Here is a 20998-nt window from a genome sequence, read left to right as displayed (position 1 = left end):
CGTCGTTATTGTATTTTTTGTAGATGTATGAGTTGATTATTCGTCTGATCTGATACTACTCTGACCGGTAGGGATGATGTGGGTTCGTGCAAGTGGGTTGCCTGTGTGGCCGAGATGATCGTTTCGTCGGGATGAATCGATTGCCAGATTTCTTCGATCACTCCGGGATGCTGATGCCGAAAGACAAAGCGGCATTCAATCTGCTGCTCCATTGTACGAGCATTGATACGTCCCATGAGATCTCTGGCTTGATTGTCGTTCAAATGGGTCTCTATCATCCTGAATGGCTCCATCTTATGGCTCGAAGCCTTTTCTCCTAGATACAGAAAGACGATCGGTTTGTGATCACAGTCCGCCAGCGCTGTGTCGACGATCGGATCGTTCATCTCATCGTCTGAACTGAGGATGGCCAGTATCTGTGCTTTGAAATCACTTTCCACTCCTGTCGTCAGAACGGGAATACGCCCCTTCTTTTTGGCATGTTGGTAGTTCCGATAGGCAATCAACATGCCGAGTGCTGCCACCGTGCCTCCAAAGGCGGTCGCCAGCGGCTTGGCGACAAGATTGGTGCCCCAGGCTGTCAGCACCAGCAAGGTGGTGAAGATGCCCAGCACAAAGTTAAGCGTGGAGCGCGTCCATGCTCCTTCCGGTTCTGGCTGTTGAGCCGGTACTGGATTTTTCTTGGGCTGGCGTACTTCCTGCTCCTCTTTTTCTGAGAGTTGGGAATGTTCAATATTTTCCATGCTCTCCTTGAAACTGCTATTCATCTGCTCGTTTTCCAGAGCGTTTTCTTCGGAGGCGACTACCTGTTCGCGTTGTGCTGTATCGCTGATCGTGCCACGCAACTGTGCGCGGATTTTGCGCTCGCGGAAGCGGACAATATCTATCCCGATACATGTCAGAGAGAAGGCACCGAGTAGTCCGAAGGCATACATGTCGCCGAGGATGTTGATGTCACCATGCACAATGAGCAGGACGATGATTGGTACCGCTGTGGCGATGAGGATGGAGAAGTGTGGCGTCCCGCGTAGTTTATTGAGCTTCAGTAGCCAGTTGGGAAAGAATTCCATGCGTGCGAGCGCCAGAAAGACGTGATACGATCCGATAATGGCGGTGTTGCTGGCAAAGATGAGTAATGCACCCGCACTGATGGCAACCTCTGTCTGGAGGAATGGTCCTCCCCATTTTCCGGCGAGTAAGGAGATCAGCTGGTTGGAGAGCACTGGATCTGCGGCCGCTTGAGGTAGTAGGAGCGTCGAAAACATCACGAGCAGGGGGCTGGTCAGGCCGATCGTCAGCACCACCAGAAACATTGAACTGCGTCCCACTTTGCTACGAGGCAACTTCATGACCGGCGAGAGCTGCGAGATGCTTTCCAGGCCAGAAAATGCTAAGAATGAGCCTGCGAATCCTACTAATAGCGTAACAGGTGTCAGAGTGTGGGTGGAAAACATCCTGGGAAAGAGCGCCAGCACCTGGGAGAAGGTCATGTGGGTGAAGATGGTGACGAGGATGGCCAGATCACTGAGAAACGCGATGACCGCTGCTACCATGCTGACTTTGGCACTTGCGCTCACCCCGATCCAGTTAAGTACTCCGAGCAGCACCAGCATCAGAATGGTGATCCAGACCGTTATCGAGAAGCCAATGATGGTGTGCTGAGGCCCGAGACTCGGCAGGATGACGCTAAAGTAGAGGATTCCTGATAAGCAACTGATTGCGGCTGTCAGGAAATAGTCGACCAGAATAAACATGCCTCCCAGAGCCCCAAACCAGCGATTGAGGGCACGTGCCGATACTGTGACGACTCCTCCACCTTGTGGAAAGCGATAGGTGACCTCGACGTATTTGAAGGTAAGCAAGATAAAAACTATCATAGTGAGGAAGACAAAAAATCCTGCCAGAGCATTGACCGTCTGATAAAGGATACCTGGCACATAGTAGATTGAGGTTCCTATATCGGCAAATACGACGGCCCAACAGAGCAAAGGACCAAGTTGTCCAGCACCTTCGCTATTCTTCTCAGGTGCTGTATCTCGTTGTGAATGCTGTTTCATGATATCGTTAACTCTTTCTGACGGGTTTGATGAAAATCGTGTTTATTTCTATCTCCTTGCTGCGGTAGCCTGCCTCTAGCACGAATAAGGAGAGCAATACGCTTCGCTTGCACGATTTATCGGATGTAAGCAGAGTATACTTGATGGAAAAGGGGCTTTAGCTGTATTGTCTGTCCTGGATGAGCTCCTGGAAATTTGATCATATGAGAAGATTGTGCTATATTGATACTATCCTATAGCGATTTTAGGTGGATGAGCTATGAATAGATAATCATATGTGTATTTCTATGATTTTAGCTATGGTCGCAGCTTATCGATAAATGTTGCCGATCCCGCAGCGTGTAGTTCTATCATTGGATAGATGTCATCGGTGTTGATCGTAGGAATGATCAGGCTAGTAGAAAACGAGGTCAGATAGTTGTTGGAGCAACGCGTGCCGAATGATAACGAAGATAGTCGCTATGATGCTTTTATGAGTCTGGCCAGTCACGAATTAAGGACTCCTTTGACGACCTTTAAAGGAAATGCGGAACTGGCACTGCGGCGTTTGGATAAGTTGTTGGAGCAAGGAGAATATGATCCATCCTTCCTGAAGGCCATGGAACATATTCGTCAACCGCTTTCCTATGCGATCTCGCGTACCAATGTGCAGGAGCGTATGATTACCGATCTGCTTGACTCTTCACATGTGCAACAGTTGCATGCCTTTAAGCTCTCCATGCAGCCATTTGACCTGTTGGTGCTCTTGCTCCATACGGTCGCTGATGTGAAATTGCTGGCTCCCGAGCGTCACATTGTGTTTCGAAGCACGGAAAATGTCGCGCTGATCCTCTGTGGAGATGCAGATCGAATCGGCCAGGTTCTCTTCAACTATATCACCAATGCCCTCAAATATTCGCCAGTGACCCAGCCAATTGAAGTCCGTCTCACACACAATGGCGAGTTTGCCTCTGTCTCCGTACACGACACGGGAGTGGGATTATCAGCGGAGGATCAGTCCCGGGTCTGGGAACGTTTTTATCAAGTACCCGATGTCGAAGTGCACTACGAAGCGGGCGTGAGTGGCCTGGGATTAGGTTTATATCTGAGCTGTAAGATTATCGAGCAGCACCATGGTCGGGTCGGCGTCCAAAGCGTCCTCCACGAAGGATCAACCTTCTGGTTTGATCTGCCGCTTCAGCCTGTCAACTGTTTATGATGCGAAACAAACGTTTTCCCTGGACATTCAGAGGAAAAAAACGCCTGCTCTCAGAGTTTATATGAGCAGAGAGAAGTATTTTTTCAATGCATGTACAAGGGGAATTTGATGGCACAAAATTATGTTGTTCCAAATATTTATCAGGATATGAGTGATCAGTCGCAGGGATACTTTGCTTTTCGCTTTACCTGTCAGCATTGCTACTGGCAGATTGATACTGCGCCGATCCGCTCAAAGGTGGCGACGGCCACGACGGTGATGGACATTGGTATCGGCATGCTCAACGGTTTCTGGGGGCGGGCTGCCGAGGCTGGCGAAAAGATGTACGGCTCAAAATGGCATGCTGAACAGGCTCAGGCATTACAGAAATCCTGGGGAGATATCCAGCATGAATTTCATCTGTGCCCTAAATGTCACCGCACCGTCTGCATGCGCTGCTTCAATGTGCAGTTGAACCTCTGTACCCAGTGTGCACCTGACCTCAAAGCTGATGGTGCGCAATTCCAGCATCAGATGAATGTCGACGCTCAGCGCTCACAGATTGAACAGCAGTATCAAGCGCCACAATTCAACGTTAACGCCATCCCATCGGCGGTCACTCCGGATCTGATCCAGCCCGGCAGCCCCGGAAGTTCGCATGCCCAACTGCCTGTCCAATCGCTATCGCAACAGCTCAGCCCATTCAGCAACGTCACATATCCCACAGAGGTCGCCTGTCCCACCTGTCGCAGAGTAGGCCCTCCCGGGAAATTTTGCCAGGATTGCGGCACGAAACTTCCTACCCCACAACTTTTTTGTCCCAGTTGCTCTGTACAACTGGAGAATAGTACACGCTTTTGCCCTGAATGCGGCACAAAGTTACTAACGTAACGCTACTGTTTGGGTGGGGCGCAGGATTGTCTGATAACCAGGGAGGTCGAGAGCTCAACGTGATTTGAGTCGAGCGGCTGGCCGGCGATGAGTTTGAGGAGCATATTGGTGGCCATTTTCCCCATCTCCATCAGAGGCTGGCGGATCGTTGTCAGTGGCGGAGCCATCTGAGCGGTATACATAACATCGTCGAAGCCGATGATGCTCATGTCTTCGGGGATGCGGATGTTGCGCTGATAAAGCGCCTGATACGCACCCGTGGCCTGAGCATCATTAAAGGTGAAAATAGCGGTTGGTGGATCATCAAGATCGAGCAGGGCATAGGTCTGTTTTATGCCATCTCCTAAAAGATAATTTCCTTCGCAGATGAGTGCTGGATCGACTGGAACGCCAGCACGCTCGTGCGCCTCACGATATCCCGCCAGGCGTGCGCGGGAGGTCATGAGATGGAGTGGACCTGTGATAATACCGATGCGCCTATGTCCTAATGAAAGAAGATATTCTGTCGCGGTATAGCCTCCCAGCCAGATGGTTGAGCCGATGGTCGGGAAGGCGGTGGTCGGCTCGTTGCGATCACCGATGGCGATAAAGGGGATCTGCTGCGCCATTAAGGCTTCTGTAATGCCCAGTTTCTCATATGGTAGGAGCAGGAGTACGCCATCGGTTGATTGATCAAGCATGCGACGTAACCATAAACGCTCCGTTGTTTCATCTTCATTGGTGGCAAAGACGACCAGACGATGTCCACTCTGCTCAAGTGCATCCTGAATGCCATGCATAATCCCCACATCATAGCCACCTTCTAAGCGCATCAGGACCAGGTCGATTAAGCCGCTCTGCCCCTTGCGTAGATGGCGCGCGGCGTGGTTCTGGACGTAGTCGTAGCGCTCGACGACTTTTTGAATGCGCTCTCGTGTCTGGATGCCTACGCCAGGCAGATTATTCAGTACTTTGGAAACGGTTGTGATTGAAACGCCGGTTTCCTCAGCAATTTGCGCCATTGTTAACCGTTTGAATTGTTTCGGCTCCAGCGTCATACATTCCCCTCAGCTTTAGGTAAACGATAACTCATTTTTGTTTCGTTTATCGTACCATGATTTTTCCTGGATTGTCAACCTACGGGCGCTAATCCTGTAGTACAAGCTACTTCTTACATGAATCGCCGCATCTATTGACAATCGCCAATTTCTATGTTACCTTTTCTTACAAGCATGAAGTTAAACGTTAACCTTAATCTATTTCTCAATTCTCGCCGGTTCGGGGTATAGACAAGGATGTCGCTTGTTCATACGAACAGGTTAACGTTACCCAATCTGGCGGCAATCAGGTGTATCTGTTTAGATATTTCGTCACTGTGAGACGAATGTATCTCCTTGGAGGTTGATAAGCTATGGCGCTCTTTTCATCTTTCAGCAACTCATTCTATTCCGACTGTCTTCTTTTTTCCAGAGATGTCCTTATCTGTGGAAGCCCACATCTACCAATTATCATAGCATGCAGGTAACGCCATTGCCCATTGTCCAAACACGGCTTTATCTTGTTGTCACCTGAGTAGCGGCCGTATCGCGCTCCCTTGATTGTCAACCTTCGTACGTTGTGACCTTGTCATTACAGACATGCCAACAACATGACGTTATAATCTCATGTCTTTTTTTAAGGAGGCTTTATCCATGGACAAGCTTATTCGTAAGGCATCTGGACTCGACCGTCGTGACTTTTTACGCTATTCGGCGACCCTCGGCGCTGGCGTGATTGGCCTGGATGCTCTGGCCGCTTGCGGCTCGACCACTACTTCGACGACCACTTCTGGAGGGACCGCATCGGTGAATAACCTGCCCGCCAGCAATCTGCCGGACGCGATCAAGTCGTATAATACGACTGTCCAGGCATTTGAGAAGGCGTATCCGGGTGAAAAGATTACACCCAAGGACGATCCATACGATCCAACCACCTATTTTGCGAAAGTGGCTGCCGGCCAAGCCGAGGATGCGACGGCGAGCTATTTTACTGAGCCCCCGTTGTTGATTCAGAAGCATGCCGCCGCCGATATCACCAGCCTGATCAAGAGTTGGAAGTACTATTCCAGCTACGATCCGAGCATTCAGTCGATCATTACCGATGCCTCAGGCAAAATCTATGGCATCCCGACCGCTGGCTACGCGCTGACGCTCTGGTACAACCGTAAGATGTTCTCTGCCGCCGGCCTTGATCCCGATAAGCCCCCGACCACCTGGGCGCAGTTCCAGGAGTATGCGAAGCAACTGACGACCTCAACCGTTGCCGGATACGCTGAGACCAGCACTCAGAATCAGGGTGGATGGCATTTTACCAACTGGATGTATACCGCTGGCGGCGATATGCAATCTGCAGATGGTAAGACCGCACTCTTTAATAGCGATAAGGGAATCAGTATCCTTCAGATGCTCCAGGATATGCGCTTTAAGGATAAGTCGACCACCAAGCAGCAGCTGTATACGCAGAATGATCTATTGCAGTTACTGGCTACCAATAAAATTGCCATGGCCGTGATGGCTCCAGACTCGATGACACCTTTCAAGTTCCAATATCAGGCGAATCTGGATGACTTTGGCATTGGACCGATGCCTCAAAATGGCGGAGATGCTGCCCTGACTGGTGGAACGGTCTTCGTCTTCAATCCCAAAGCGGCCAAAAACGTCCTGAAGACCGCCGTCGACTTTGTCATCTACTCCAACTTAAACTTGACGACCCTGGAGAGTCAGTATAAGGAAGCCACAAAGAATCAGCTCCTGGTCGGCCTGCCCACCAACGTCATCTTTGTCGGCGATTTTCAGAAGCAACTGACAGAGCTTGGCAACAAATACGCCAACGTCCCGGTGGCGAACTACAAGCCCTTTACCTCATCCAGCCTGAAACTGCGTGCCGAGCCACGCGCTCAGACGCAAAAGATGTATGCTCAGCTTGACTCTGTCGTACAAGCGGTTTTAACTAATGCCAATGCCAATCCCAAGACATTATTGGATCAAGCGGTCAAGCAGTTCCAGCAGGTTCTCAATCAAGCCTGATCTATTGTAGCGTCGCACGCTCGCGTGCGATGTTCCACTTCACGTACGTAACAGCACGCAAGCGCCAACGTTTCGTACGAATGACAGGAACATCGTACGCAAGCGTACGACGCTACTGAGGAGATATCTATGGATGTACATTCGTATCCACCGTCATCTTTGACACGCAGTGGAAGCGTATCTGAGAGCAAAAGTGCACGCTTGCCGCTCCAGAAAATCAGACGAGCTATCCGACGGAGCTGGATTGGATATCTCTTTTTGCTTCCAGCTCTCCTGGTATTCTTGATCTTTGTCTGGTATCCCATCGTGCTGGGCTTCATCATGAGTTTTCAGAACATTGATATGATTAATCCTCCGGCCTGGGTTGGTTGGCTGAATTATCTGCATGTGATCAATGATCCTCTCTTCGCGGTCGCCTGGCATAATACGCTGGAATTTACGCTCTACGCGCTGGCTTTTGGCTATATCATCCCGATTATTCTGGCCTTGCTGATTAACGAGATGCGTCACGCCAAAAGTTTTTTTCGCCTGGCGTTCTATCTGCCTGTGATGCTGCCCCCGATCGTGACCGTGTTCCTCTGGAAGTGGATTTATAATCCCGATTCTGGCCTGCTCAATGCCATCTTAGCCCTGGTCCATCTCCCGGCCGGTCTCTGGTTTGAGAGCGTAACCACCTCATTGCCCTCTCTGGTCGTTGTGGCCACCTGGAGTGCTGCGGGCTCTACGATCCTGATCTATCTGGCGGCGCTCCAAGGAGTCTCGGCCTCCCTGTATGAAGCGGCTGAGATCGATGGCTCAAGCCTCTGGCAGCGACTCTGGCATATCACCTTGCCATCGATCCGACCGGTCATGTTGCTGATGCTGATCCTCCAGCTAATTAGCACGATGCAAATCTTTGTCGAGCCCTTTACGATCACGGATGGCGGTCCGCAGAATTCAACCATGACGGTGCTGTTATTGATCTACAATTACGCTTTTGTGCAGGGCGATTTTGGAGGCGCGAGCGCTCTGGGAGCTGTCCTTTTTGTGGTACTGGCTATCTTTGCGCTGATATACATGCGTATCACACGGGATTCGATGCAAGGAGATTAATCAAATGAGCTTACTTCTAAAGGACACACCGGATCAGACGGTGCCAGTACTCCCTTTGCGGCAGCGATTTTTCCGTCGAGCGTCGCAAGAGAACGATGCCAGTGAGCGGACGCTGGTCTCGCCTTTGACCTTAACGCGTCCGCTGGGACGTACTCTCTACTGGATCGTTTTTATCCTGCTGGCCCTATTTACGGTGGTCTCGCTGGGACCGGTCTACTGGATGTTTAGTGGCGGCTTGAAGACCAGTAGCGAGATCTTTCAATCTCCTCCAACCTTCTGGCCGGTGCATCCTGCATGGAGCAATTATCTTCAGGCCTGGAGCGTCATGAGTTTGCCGCTCTACTTTACCAATACCTTGCTGCTGGCCGCAGGAGCTGTCCTGTTACAGGTGCTTGTCTCGGCCACGGCTGCCTATGCCCTGTCAAAGTTACAGCCGGCCGGTAAAGGCTTCATCCAGTTCTGCTTTTTTTGCACCTTGATGGTCCCTCCTGTAGCCTATCTGATCCCACAGTTTGTCAATATCAGCAACCTTCCCTTTCTCAATATCTCGTTATTCAACTCCTGGGGAGGCGTGTTACTTCCGGAGGCGGCCAACGCTTTCAACATTTTGATCCTCAAAAGCTTTTTCGATGGCATCCCTGGCGAATTGACGGAGGCCGCTCGCCTCGATGGTGCCAATGCCTGGCAGTTATTTATGCGTATAATTATACCGTTGTCTCGTCCTGCTCTGGCTGTGGTCACGATTTTTACTGTCGTTGCCAGCTGGAAAGATTTCCTGTGGCCTTTGCTGGTGTTGTCCGATAGTAATCTTCAGCCCTTGATGGTGGCTCTATACCATGAATCGCAACCAAATGCGGGCTTGCCTTTTAATTTTCTGATTGCTGGACTTGTGCTGTCGAGCGTCCCGCCGATCCTGCTCTTCCTGCTCTTCCAGCGACAGATTATTCGCGGCATCAACCTCACCGGCTTGAAGGGATAGTAGCGTCGTGCCCTTGGGCACGATGTCCCACTTCACGTACGAAACAGCTCGATCGTGTGATCGTACGCAGGCGAGCGTCGCTGGGGTGCGGGATCGTACGTCGAGTGGGACATCGTGCCCAAGGGCACGACGCTACTTTTGGGTACTTGTGATATTGAGGCATGAAGTGAAAAGGAAAATGTGTTTATGGATACTGTAATGCCTGCAGATGCGAGCAAACAGATGTCATCTTTTGCTCCCAGCGGCTATACTGCGCTTGGTAAGGCGAAGATGGTAACCCATGATGGTTCTCGCGTGCGTTTGTCAACTGATGCGGAGATTGTTGAAGTGACCGCTCTCGCGCCGGATCTGTTTCGTGTGGGCTTGTTTGCGCATGGACGCCCCGTTACATACGACTCTGCGGCGGTCGTAGAGAAGGAGTGGGAGGTGGGCGATGTGACCGTCTCAGAAAGGGATGTCTCCGTTTCCCTTGACACATCTGCTGCCAGTGCGCATATCTCCCTTGATCCTTTGCGCATCGGATTTTCAGATCCTACGGGTCGCACGTTTGCCGTCGATGATGCAGAGTTGGGGATGGGCTGGCTACATGGAGCTGAACAGGCGGCCTTGATCGATATTCCTAATCCGCTGGGGACGCTGGGGACGCCTCTGCGCGTCTACAAGCAGCACGCGGATGGTGAGCGCTACTTTGGCTGCGGCGAGCGTACGGCTGGTCTGGATAAGACGGGATCGCATCAAATTTTCTGGAACGTCGATCCTCCTCGTGGGCATACGGCCCTTCAGAACAATCTATACGTCTCGATCCCCTTTACACTGGCTCTGGCTGACGGCAAAGCCTGGGGCTTCTTTCTTGATAGTCCGGCCTTTTCCGAGTTTGATCTGGCCGATGAGGATGCGCGTCGTTCGTGGTTTGGCACCGCCGCTGGTAATCTTGTCTACTATATTTTTTGTGGACCGACCCCTCGCGACGTCCTGGCCCGCTACACCGAATTGACCGGACATACTCCGTTGCCTCCCATGTGGTCGCTGGGCAATGGACAGAGCCGCTTTGGTTATGACACGGCTGCTGAGTTGCTCCGCGTGGCGCATAGCCTCCGTGAGCACGACATTCCGTGCGATACGCTCTATCTTGACATCGATTATATGGATGGCTATCGCGATTTTACCTGGGATCGCACGCGTTTTCCTGATCCAGAAGGGATGTTGCAGGAACTGCGAGGAATGGGTTTTCATGTAGTGACGATCATCGATGCGGGGGTGAAGGTCGATGAGCATTATCGCGTCTACGCAGAAGGTCGAGATCGCAATCTCTACTGCAAGACGCTGGATGGCAGCGATTATCAGAACGCTGTCTGGCCGGGACTCTGTGTTTTTCCGGATTTTATCAATGCAGAGACGCGTTCCTGGTGGGGAGAGCAGCATCAGACGTTGCTCGACGCAGGAGTCGCAGGTATCTGGTGCGACATGAACGAGCCCGCGCTATTTATTCCCTTAAACTCGACTATGCCACCCAGCGTTGTCCATTCCGATGGAGACATTGTCAAATTCCACCTGCAAATCCACAATGCCTATGGCTCGCTGATGTCCAGGTCGACTCGTGAAGGACTCCTGCGCCTGCGTCCGGAGCAGAGGCCATTTGTGATCTCACGTGCTGGCTACGCAGGCATCCAGCGCTACGCCCTGCTCTGGACCGGCGACAACTCCTCGACCTGGGAGCATCTGGCGATGAGTATCGCGCAGTTGCAGAATCTTGGACTTTCGGGGATTGGTTGGTCTGGCGTCGATATTGGAGGCTTCTACGGCGATGCCAATGGTGAACTGCTGGCTCGCTGGGTCGAATGGGGTATCTTTCAGCCCTTCTGTCGCAATCACGCCGAAAAGATGACGCGCCATCAGGAGCCGTGGGTCTTTGGCGAGCCATACACATCGCTGTGTCGTAACATGCTCAAATTTCGGCAGCGACTGCTTCCTTATCTCTATACGCTCTTCGATGAATGCCATCGCACCGGACAGCCATTGCTGCGTCCGCTCTTCTGGGAGCATCCCGAAGACACCACCGCCTACACGGTCGATGACGAGGTTTTCTGTGGCAACGCGCTGCTGATCGCTCCGGTGACGAAGCCGGGGATCGAGTATCGTTACGTTTACCTGCCCGCTGGCACCTGGTTCCACTTCTGGACCGGCGAACGTGTGGATGGTCCCGCGCATATCCTGGCGCATGCGCCGCTGGGTCTACCAGCGCTGTATATGCGAGCCAACGTCGCTTTGCCTCTGGGAGAGTCGATGAACTATGTTGGAGAAGTCGCTACCGATGCTTTGACTCTGGTACTCTATCCTACCGAGGGCAGCGGCACATCTGCGCTCTATGAAGATGCCGGTGATGGCTACGAGCAGGAGCAAGGTAACTATGCGCGGCGCACGATTACCTGTGAGGTGGAAGCCCGACATATCCGCATCACATTGGGAGTTCAGGATGGCAGCTTTACGCCGACGCGCCAGCATATTCAACTGGAATTGCGCGAGATCTCTACCATTCCAGAATCCGTCTTGTGCGGAGACATCTCTACCGATTGGAGCTATAATGCTGAGCAGAGGATACTTGCCATTAATCTAGAACAGTCATTTGAGGCACAAGTACTTGATATCTTACTCTCTTCAGGAGAGCCAGTATAGTCTCGGCATAGGTCATCCTGACATCTTCGGGATGACCTATTGCATATTATTTACTAACAGAAACACGCTCAGTAAACTTCTTAACCCGTTCCAATAACTCTTCATATTCACCCTGTTCAAAGTTATACTTGCATCCGATCTTTTCCGGCACCTCCGCAGCACGCGCTTGTAATGCTCGCCCCTTGTCTGACAGGTAGATATCTACTACGCGCTCATCCTCTGCACGGCGTTGCCGTTTAATCAGCCCGGCACTCTCCAGACGTTTTAGCAGAGGTGATAGTGTTCCAGAATCAAGATGCAGAATACGCCCGATCTCTTTTACTGAGCACACCTCATGTTCCCACAACACGATCATGACCAGATATTGCGAATAGGTAAGCTCCAACTCATCGAGGAGTGGTCGATACATATCTATCGCGGCACGTGATGCTGCATACAGGGCGAAACATAACATATCATCGATTTTTATCTGGTCGTGTTGCTCCCCACTGCTCGCATTCTCAGTATTGGAAGCATCATTCTGTCTCGATGAAAGTGTCATACTCTTGCTCCTTTTCATTTACTTGCATGTCATTGTATAGCACACAATTAAATAGAAGTCAATGAGCTGTCGATTACCCTTGACATAGTCATTGCCAGTCACCTACAATATTGTTAGAAATTAAATTTGATCAAATTTAATTTCTAACAATTGCTTATTGATCGTTTCTTTAAAGCGCCTCAAGCATACAGCATGGTCTTGCCATAGATAGAACTGTACATATCAGGTGCACTCGCGCTTTATACAAAAAGAGAAAAGGAACAAGATATGAAAATCCTCTACACAGCCGAAGCAACAGTCCGTGGTGGACGTGAGGGAGAAGCCAGCTCCTCGGATGGCAACCTGGTAGTAAAGTTAAGTGCCCCCAAAGAGATGGGAGGCTCGGGTGAAGGCACCAATCCAGAGCAGCTTTTCGCCGTCGGGTATGCGGCCTGCTTCCAATCAGCGCTTAATCGTATCGCGCAACGTGAACACGTGGATGCAAGTCAGTCCACCATTACCTCTAAAGTAGGCATTGGACCAAACGGCCAGGGAGGATTTGAGCTCGCCGTCGAGCTACGCGTCTCGATCCCCGGAGTAGATGCTACAACCGGCCAGCATCTGCTTGAACTCGCGCATCAGGTCTGCCCCTATTCTAACGCCACGCGTGGCAACATCCCCGTTACTCTCACCTTCGAAGAGATGTAGCAATCAAGCTAACGTAACCTCGTGGTCTTGCGGCATTTAATCCAATTCATTGAGTCTGGAATGGTTATCGCAGCCAAAGTAGCGTTGTGCCCTCGGGCACAATGTCCCACTAGACGTACGATCAGGCCCCCCAGCGTTGCTCGCCGAAATCCTGCTAACTCGTACGAGAAACTGGGACATTGTGCCCGAGGGCACAACGCTACTTTTGGGCTCTATGGCTACGATCCCAGTCTTGCTGAGCTTGCCGATCAAGAGCGTGTGGATCAGCTAGCAGCGCAGCTTTGATCGCTCGACTCCCTTCATCCGCAAGCACTTCCTCATCGCCAGCGATAATGCCCTCAATCGCTTTTGTCGCCACATCTTCTGGACGGCTCTTTGGAGCATCAATATTTACAGCCATCTCGGTATCAATATAACCTGCATGGACGCCAACGACCAGTGTTCCTTGCGATCGTAGTTCCATACGTATACCGTTGGTCATGACCCACTCAGCAGCTTTCGACACACCGTAGGAACCTGCCAGCGGATATATAAACCAACTCACAACGGATAACATATTGACCAGGGCGCCTCCACCGTTCTTTTTCAAAATCGGAGCAAAGGCCCGGCACATCGCCAACGTACCGAGATAATTTGTATTGATATCATCACGAGCATCGTCGATGGATGGAGCTTCAAGCAAAGGGCTCCCATTGAAAATACCAGCATTATTGATCAGAATATTGATATCCTGACAGGCTTCGACAGCAGCCATAATATCATCCTCATTCGTGATATCGAGTTTCACAGGCTGAAGACGGGGATCGTCCGTCTCCAGTGGCTGACGAGAGCCAACATAGACTTTCCGAGCTCCCGCATCAAGTAAAGCCTGCACGAAAGCCTTCCCAAGTCCTCGATTTCCGCCTGTTACCAATGTAACTGATTCATGTATATCTGTCATAATCATCCTCTATAAAGACAAAAAACTAATGGCATAACCACAACACAGTTTTTGCAATCCCGCGAGGAGTTCCATCGACACCTCTGTGATGGATCCACTCACGTAATCTGTCACGAGTGTATAATGAGAGACATCGTTTGACGAGAGAAGCATTAATCCTGGAATTAATACTTCTAGTTTCCGGTCACATCGACTTTGCGGAGCATGCTCATGAATCAATTAGAGTTGGATCGTCATCACGAACTAGCCGCCTTCTTGCGGAACCGCCGCGCTCGCGTCTCGCCAGAACAGGTGGGATTACCCAGAGGGACGCGCAGAAAGACACCAGGCTTGCGACGCGGAGAAGTGGCTCAGCTCGCCGGAGTGAGCCTTGAGTGGTATACCTGGTTGGAGCAGGGGCGGGATATTCACGTCTCAGTGCAGGTCTTGGAACGTCTGGCTAGTGTCTTGCAGTTGGATGCGAACGAACGCGCACATCTCTTTTTGCTTGCCCTCAGACAGTCACCTCCAGTCGAAACGTTTTCGCCAGCCACTATCAGCCCGATCTTACAACAGTTCCTTATTCAACTTGGGACAACCCCTGCGTACGTTGTTGATCCTCGTCTGAATGTCTTGGCATGGAATGCCGCCTCCCGCGTCGTTTTTGGCGACTTTGCCATGCGGTCTGAGCGAGAGCGAAACTTGATCTGGCACTTATTCACCTCCCCTTTGTTGCGGCAAGCAGACGAGGAGTGGGAGGAACGGGCATGCGTGTATCTGGCGCAATTTCGTGCTGGTTATGGCCGTTTCATCAACGATCCCTGGTGGGCCAAACGAATCGCTGAACTCTCCCAGATCAGTCCAGAATTTCAGGAATTATGGGCTCGTCATGATGTGCTCAACGTGTCGGAAGGAAGTAAAACGATGCATCATCCGCTTGTCGGAGAACTGGCCTTTGATTTCCTCTGGTTCCAAACGGTCGATTCCAGCGACCTGCGACTGCTGATCCACACCCCACAGAGCCACTCTGGGACCGCCGAGAAAATTGAGCGGCTTCTGGCTTATGAGTCTCAATGAGATAGGCGAAATGATCCTTCACTGTGCACATGGATCTGAAACATCGGGAAAGTTGTCTCGTGCTTCTTACTGATCTCAACTGATAAGTTAGTGTCGAAACCATCTTATGGTCTGCTTAACTCAAGGCCTATACTATGAATATCATTCGACCCAGGTTATCCCGAAATCTTTGGAATGACCTGGGTCATTTGGAGATACACACAGTAAACTTCTTAAATCGCTCCAATAGTTCTTCATGGCTGTGATAGAGAAGCCAAATCACGATCTATCTGTGCTATACTGCTTTTAGTTTTTTCTATCGCTGTTTGATTATCCTTTTGCCGAGAGCGAAGCGTTTTTCTCTGTTGAGATTCATCTCGGGATGATTGATTAAGAAGCTCCTTTTCAGCAATAAGGGTTTGGCCCTTCTCCCGAAGGGATGCTGCCTCACTATCAAGCATTTCTCTGAGGCTCAGGTGTTTACCCGGAAAATTGGGTTTGAGACCTAACCAATTTGCAGTTAGACTTTGCTCCTCATGTTCGCAGCGATCTAAGTCTCTGATTTTTTCATAACTGATCCCTTTATAATTTCCTTGATACTCATAAGATCGAATAAACTCCAGGGTGTGAGAGGGGATATCTCGAATAGTCTGTAAATCATCTGGATTAAGTTCCCTACGGGCTTCAATTGCCTTAAGGTCTCTATTGAACTTTCCCCAAGTACTCTCTCTCTGCATAAAGCTCTCTTTTTGATTATCCATATGTTTATGCTGGTTATCTATAAATTCTTTTACGGTTTTTAAGGTCTCAAGTCCCTGCTCAACTACTTCCTGATCACGGTTTAAATTGGTTAATTTCTCATTTAACTCGAGCTTGTAGGTATGAAGAGCTTCTGACTGTCTACGCGTATCACTTTCCTGGCGATGTGGATTCTCAAGCGGTAAATGGGTATTTTCGCTGAGAGGTTGATGATCACGCGAGCTTCCCTGGACACCTTCATCACTAACTGGCAGTTGATAATCTTCCCTTTGGCTAACGGACTCTTGCCTTGACATTTCAGTTGCCACTGATCGATTCTTCAATGGTCGTGGGCCTTTTGGGGCGTCAGTCTGTGATCGTGAGTGCAGATTATCAAACGTTATCTGCCCTGGAAATTGCAGTGTTTCAGTTGAAGCGTTTGCTGCTCCAGGTCTCTGTCCAAGCTCATGTCTTAGTACATCTGATTTATACGTAGATGTTGTTGGTTGCACTTCTTTCAAATCTTTTTCTCTTAGAGAAGCATCTAAAGTCTTTTCTGTGGGAATTTTTCCAGGCATATATTACTCCTTCTTAATATAGATCTTTTTATAAGTATTTTGAGGTTCGTAGTTAACAAATTTCTCTTTATTTCAGGAAATTGTTACTTGTGATCCAGTATATTTATTGAAACGTGAAAAAACCAGGTGTTGAAAGGGTCAATCCTTTTACTCATCTTATCTTGAGATGGATGATCCTTCTTGATAATTTGGATAGAACAAAAGCAAGTTAAGAGCGTATAAATAGATAGCATAGATATTTGTGCCTATTTATAGGATCGTCGCAATGCGATTTTTTATCGCTGGAGAGAGATAAAACGATGCAGATGCAAGAGCCAGAACCCGGGATGCAATCCGGAGCGCGAAGTCAGAGCAGTCAGACATCTGACGCGTATTGGGAGGGCTATGCCAACGAAATCCCCGCACAACCTCAGGAGAAGATCTATCCCCAACAAGGGAGTGGTCGCAACAAAGCTCTCTGGATCATCACCGTCATCTTTGCCTCGCTCGGCTTTTCCTCTTCTATCGTCGGTATCGTCGGTTCTGCAATCGTATTACGCTTTTCGGATGGGCAGGGCAGGCTCTTAGTCGGCGGATTGATGGGTCTCACAAGCTCAATTGCTGCCTTGCTGTTCTGTGTTGCCATCTTTGTCATTGCTGTTGTCGCACTGTCCTGGCCCATCAAGCGGCGGAGATAAGAGCAGGTTAATGCCTGTTTTTCTCTATAATAGAGATTCTCCCATATTATTACCTCTCTTTATGGCGTGATTATAAAATGATTTGCTGTGCCATATTCTATATAAAAGGACAGAATGTCAGAGAGCCCTGGATAAATGGTAATCCAGGGCTTTTAATGTTATAGTTTTACTGCTGGACATTTTTGATGCTGATAACGATAAGCATGATAAGAATCATAACTTATCGTGCGGCGGTACTTTTGGATAATAATGTTTGGCTCTTATTGGTGACATTGTATGATAGATTATGGCTAAATGCGGCTCTACTCTTTATTTATGTGTTTGCCTGATGCTATTATCTGTAGCAGGTCAGTTTTCGCTTTGAAATCAACACTATTTCTGAATCTGCAGGTGAAAGGATTCAAACAATGCGTGATGCATTGCGTAGGATGCATATCCTAAGTTGGCCTGGACTGGTAGCGCTTGTGCTGGTCACGGCCCTCATAGGTGTGGCGCTGGCGACCATTCCGCATGGTTCGGCTGGAGCGGCGGCACCCAATGCTGCGATGGGAGCTACTTTACCGTACGTCGAGCAAGAAGCTGAACATGCATCGACCAATGGTACCGTCATTGGTCCAGATTTTGCCTTCACCCATCTGGCCTCCGAGGCATCGGATCGTCGGGCTGTGACGCTGAGTGGTCAGGGGAAGTACGTCGAGTTTACGCTGACTCAGGCTGCCAACGCGTTGACGCTACGTTATAGTATCCCCGATGCTGCCAACGGAAGTGGTCTCACCGCGCCTCTCAGTCTCTATCTGAACGGAACATACAAACAGGATGTATCATTAACCTCGAAGTATAGCTGGTACTATGGAAGTTATCCCTTTTCGAACAATGTGGGAGATGGTACTCCGCATCATTTCTTCGATGAAGTGCGGGTGATGTTTGGTTCGGTTTTGCCAGCGGGAGCGAAAGTCAAAGTACAGGTCGATGCCAAAGATACGGCACCCTCCTATACAATTGATCTGGCGGATTTCTATAACGTTGCGGCCCCACTGGCGCAACCGGCTGGATCTCTGTCGGTGGCGAGTTATGGGGCCGATCCAACCGGAGCCAAGGATTCCACTCAGGATATCCAGACGGCCGTGACTGCCGCAGAGACTCAGAATAAAGTGCTCTGGATTCCTGCTGGTACCTATCAGGTGAATTCGCATATCATCGTCAACAAGGTGACCCTGCGTGGAGCTGGTCCCTGGTATACGCTCCTGACAGGGAATGGTGTAGGGATCTACGGCAATTATAATCCTAATCCCAGCCAGAACGTGCAATTATACGATTTTGCTATCTTTGGACAGGTTATGGAGCGCAATGATAGCGCTCAGGTCAATGGTATCGGTGGCGCGATGGGAGGCGGATCGGTGATTCAGGATGTCTGGATCGAGCATACCAAAGTGGGTATGTGGTTCGATGGTCCTTTTGATAAGCTGACGATCACCAATTGTACGATTCGCGATGTTACCGCTGATGGCATTAATTTTGATGATGGCATTACGAATTCGGTCGTCAAGCAGACGGAGGTCCGTAATACGGGCGACGACGGTCTGGCCATGTGGTCAGATAAAAAGGCCGATACGAATGATGTCTTTGACCATAACACGGTCTCCTTACCGATTCTGGCCAACAACTTTGCCATCTACGGCGGCTCTAATAATAGCATTACCAATAATCTCGGCACTGATACGGTGACGCAAGGCGGTGGCATTCAGATTGCCAATCGCTTTGGAGCGGTACCTCTTGGTGGTACTACAAAGGTCACCGGGAATACTTTGCTGCGTGCCGGTGTTCTAGATCCAAACTGGCATTTTGGTGTCGGGGCAATCTGGTTTTACGCCAGTGATGGCGCGATGTCTGGTGCTGTGACTGTGAGCGATAATGAGATCGATAATAGTCCATATGAAGCGATTCAATTTATTGGCTCTGCAATCACTAATCTGACGTTTTCAAATGATAGAATTGCGACTGCTGGTACCTTTGCGATCCAGGATCAGGCTTCAGGATCAGCGACATTTAGCAATGTTACGGCCTCGAATCTGGGCAGTGGTGGTACTTACGATTGTGGTGCTGGTTTTAAGATTACGCAGTCATCAGGTAACTCTGGTTGGAACGACGCGCATTGTGCGAGCCTTACCGCTCTGCCGGGCTTGAAACTGACACCTGAGCCGGTCCTGTTGCCGACTCCGGTAGCGACACAGGCTGCAAAGACGCCAACACCGACCAAGGCATCGGTGACGCCGACGCCAGCATCGACAGCAACACCGTTATCGACATCGCTGCCGACGCCAACACCGACTACCTCGGCGACGGAGCCAAAGTTGGTGACCGCTATCGACGCTGGAGGGAATGCCTCTGGTAATTTCCTGGCTGATACCTATTATGATAAAGGGACGGAATATTCGGATACCTCGACGTCGATCCCGACCAATGGCATCAAGAATCCGGCCGCTCAGACAGTGTATCAGACCTGTCGTTGGAACAGCTCATTCACCTATACGATTCCTGGATTAACCTCCGGGAAGTCCTATACGGTGCAGCTTGACTGGGCGGAGCTAACGTTCCAGCAGGCGGGACAACGGAAGTTTAATGTCGCCATTAATGGTACTCAGGTTCTGAGTAGCTTTGATGTCTATGCGACCGCAGGCTACAAAAAAGCCCTGGCGAAACAGTTTACTGCAAAGGCCAATAGTAGCGGTCAAATTGTCATCGCCTTTACGCAGGGTGGGGCAGACAATCCATTTATCAGTGGTATTGAGATCTGGGACCCTTCCGGACAGGCTACGACAGTGCTACCTCCAACGTCCAAATTGGTGCAAGCGATTAATGCGGGTGGTATCAACATCGGCAAGTTCGTTACTGATACTGATTACGATCAGGGCACCGAGTATATGGATACGTCGGCGGTTGTAAATCTGACCAGCGAGATCAATCCTGCTCCAGAAGAGATCTATATGACCTGTCGTTGGGGCAGTGCCTTTACGTATACAATTACAGGATTAACCGCCGGCAAGGCGTATACAGTACAGCTCGATTGGGCCGAATTAACGTTCCAACAGGCTGGACAGCGGACGTTTGATGTGGCGATTAATGGGAAACAATCTCTGGCTAACTTTGATGTGTATGCGAATGCAGGGTATGAGCATGCTCTCCAGAAACAATTTACTGCCACTGCCAATAGCGATGGCAAGATTGTGATCGCCTTCACTCATGGTGGTGCTGATAATCCATTTATCAGCGGTATTGAAATTTACTCTGCTTCATAAAAGAAGCAGGTGATCTATACGATTGGCGAGGCCAGACAGCATGGTTGCATGGTGGCAACGGCTTGTCGCTGGCTTCGCACATCGTTACTGTCTCTGGACGTTTTTTAGAAAACGACTGGATAATGACCGTGTTGCCTGCCCGTTAACTTTACGAGCGAGCAACCCTCCTTTGCAGGTGTGGGTCATTCGGGTGTAATCAAACCAGACGCCGCTTGAAACGGGGTCTGTTGTATGGATTCTGTTGACTTCGATTGTCACCGCGCGTTCGACATCGTTATGCGTGGTGTGATATGGGCATCGTGTGTAATTGGGAACATTGATTTTTCTGCCTGACTTGACGATTCGCTCCTAAACATGTACACTGCAATGGTTATGATTGTTTGCATGGCATGGAGCAGGTTGCTAGCATATCCTGTTCCCCGATAAAGACCTAAAGAGCTCTGAGCAGTCCTCTGTAGAATAACTCTTCCTGCACGCAAGTTCGTATCTGATATCAGCTAGCAGCATTGCTCCCGTAACCTACGGCCTGCTCCTGGTACTCTCTACTGGCATAGTGCCGTAGGGACCTGTACCGCGCCCACAAAAGAGGCGCC

General features: G+C 50.1%; 15 protein-coding genes. 10 read left to right on the top strand and 5 right to left on the bottom strand.

The features are described 5' to 3' along the window. Positions 1 to 5 precede the first annotated feature (5 nt). Complete coding sequence (locus AC27N8_RS07085; RefSeq protein WP_487065380.1) at positions 6 to 2057, bottom strand: APC family permease; 2052 nt, start codon at positions 2055 to 2057, stop codon at positions 6 to 8. A gap of 433 nt (positions 2058 to 2490) precedes the next feature. Here AC27N8_RS07085 and AC27N8_RS07080 point away from each other — a divergent pair, with 433 nt between their 5' ends. Both AC27N8_RS07080 and AC27N8_RS07075 read left to right on the top strand, forming a co-directional pair. Further along, a complete protein-coding gene (locus AC27N8_RS07080) occupies positions 2491 to 3255 on the top strand; it encodes a sensor histidine kinase (RefSeq protein ID WP_487065378.1) in 765 nt (254 codons plus the stop codon). A gap of 108 nt (positions 3256 to 3363) precedes the next feature. Then, on the top strand, positions 3364 to 4125 hold the full coding sequence (locus AC27N8_RS07075) for a zinc ribbon domain-containing protein (RefSeq protein WP_487065376.1): 762 nt from the start codon (positions 3364 to 3366) through the stop codon (positions 4123 to 4125). A gap of 2 nt (positions 4126 to 4127) precedes the next feature. Here AC27N8_RS07075 and AC27N8_RS07070 read toward each other — a convergent pair whose 3' ends face one another. Next, positions 4128 to 5162: a LacI family DNA-binding transcriptional regulator gene (locus AC27N8_RS07070; protein WP_487065374.1), complete on the bottom strand. Its 1035-nt coding sequence runs from the start codon at positions 5160 to 5162 to the stop codon at positions 4128 to 4130. A gap of 633 nt (positions 5163 to 5795) precedes the next feature. Between AC27N8_RS07070 and AC27N8_RS07065 the strand changes: the two genes are divergently transcribed. From AC27N8_RS07065 to AC27N8_RS07050, 4 genes are all read left to right on the top strand, one after another. Further along, entirely contained in the window at positions 5796 to 7169 is a 1374-nt protein-coding gene (locus tag AC27N8_RS07065) for an extracellular solute-binding protein (RefSeq protein WP_487065372.1), read from the top strand. A gap of 129 nt (positions 7170 to 7298) precedes the next feature. Next, positions 7299 to 8261: a carbohydrate ABC transporter permease gene (locus tag AC27N8_RS07060; RefSeq protein WP_487065370.1), complete on the top strand. Its 963-nt coding sequence runs from the start codon at positions 7299 to 7301 to the stop codon at positions 8259 to 8261. A gap of 4 nt (positions 8262 to 8265) precedes the next feature. Next, complete coding sequence (locus tag AC27N8_RS07055) at positions 8266 to 9240, top strand: carbohydrate ABC transporter permease (protein WP_487065368.1); 975 nt, start codon at positions 8266 to 8268, stop codon at positions 9238 to 9240. 186 nt (positions 9241 to 9426) lie between these two features. Next, the gene (locus AC27N8_RS07050) at positions 9427 to 11913 is read left to right on the top strand and encodes a glycoside hydrolase family 31 protein (RefSeq protein WP_487065366.1); all 2487 of its coding nucleotides are present in this window, start codon (positions 9427 to 9429) and stop codon (positions 11911 to 11913) included. Positions 11914 to 11959: 46 nt separating this feature from the next. On the opposite strand, the gene AC27N8_RS07045 is transcribed toward AC27N8_RS07050, so the two are convergent. Further along, positions 11960 to 12454, bottom strand: a complete 495-nt coding sequence (locus AC27N8_RS07045; RefSeq protein ID WP_487065364.1) for a MarR family winged helix-turn-helix transcriptional regulator — start codon at positions 12452 to 12454, stop codon at positions 11960 to 11962. A gap of 267 nt (positions 12455 to 12721) precedes the next feature. Between AC27N8_RS07045 and AC27N8_RS07040 the strand changes: the two genes are divergently transcribed. Beyond that, positions 12722 to 13141, top strand: coding sequence for an organic hydroperoxide resistance protein (locus AC27N8_RS07040; RefSeq protein ID WP_487065362.1), 420 nt, complete (start codon positions 12722 to 12724; stop codon positions 13139 to 13141). Between the two features lie 199 nt (positions 13142 to 13340). Here the strand turns inward: AC27N8_RS07040 and AC27N8_RS07035 are convergent, their stop codons facing one another. Further along, a complete protein-coding gene (locus AC27N8_RS07035) occupies positions 13341 to 14081 on the bottom strand; it encodes an SDR family oxidoreductase (protein ID WP_487065360.1) in 741 nt (246 codons plus the stop codon). A gap of 210 nt (positions 14082 to 14291) precedes the next feature. Here AC27N8_RS07035 and AC27N8_RS07030 point away from each other — a divergent pair, with 210 nt between their 5' ends. Further along, positions 14292 to 15137 (top strand): helix-turn-helix transcriptional regulator, encoded by an 846-nt coding sequence (locus AC27N8_RS07030; RefSeq protein ID WP_487065358.1) that lies wholly within the window; start codon positions 14292 to 14294, stop codon positions 15135 to 15137. 233 nt (positions 15138 to 15370) lie between these two features. On the opposite strand, the gene AC27N8_RS07025 is transcribed toward AC27N8_RS07030, so the two are convergent. After that, complete coding sequence (locus AC27N8_RS07025) at positions 15371 to 16432, bottom strand: hypothetical protein (protein WP_487065356.1); 1062 nt, start codon at positions 16430 to 16432, stop codon at positions 15371 to 15373. 299 nt (positions 16433 to 16731) lie between these two features. Here AC27N8_RS07025 and AC27N8_RS07020 point away from each other — a divergent pair, with 299 nt between their 5' ends. Together AC27N8_RS07020 and AC27N8_RS07015 are read left to right on the top strand one after the other, a co-directional pair. After that, a complete protein-coding gene (locus AC27N8_RS07020) occupies positions 16732 to 17109 on the top strand; it encodes a hypothetical protein (RefSeq protein WP_487065354.1) in 378 nt (125 codons plus the stop codon). A gap of 407 nt (positions 17110 to 17516) precedes the next feature. Beyond that, the gene (locus tag AC27N8_RS07015; RefSeq protein ID WP_487065352.1) at positions 17517 to 20405 is read left to right on the top strand and encodes a malectin domain-containing carbohydrate-binding protein; all 2889 of its coding nucleotides are present in this window, start codon (positions 17517 to 17519) and stop codon (positions 20403 to 20405) included. The last annotated feature ends 593 nt before the right edge of the window (positions 20406 to 20998 follow it).

Source organism: Dictyobacter sp. Z7_2 (assembly GCF_057551105.1).
The sequence above is the reverse complement of the archived record's forward strand: the minus strand, read 5'-3'. Positions and strand labels throughout refer to the sequence as shown.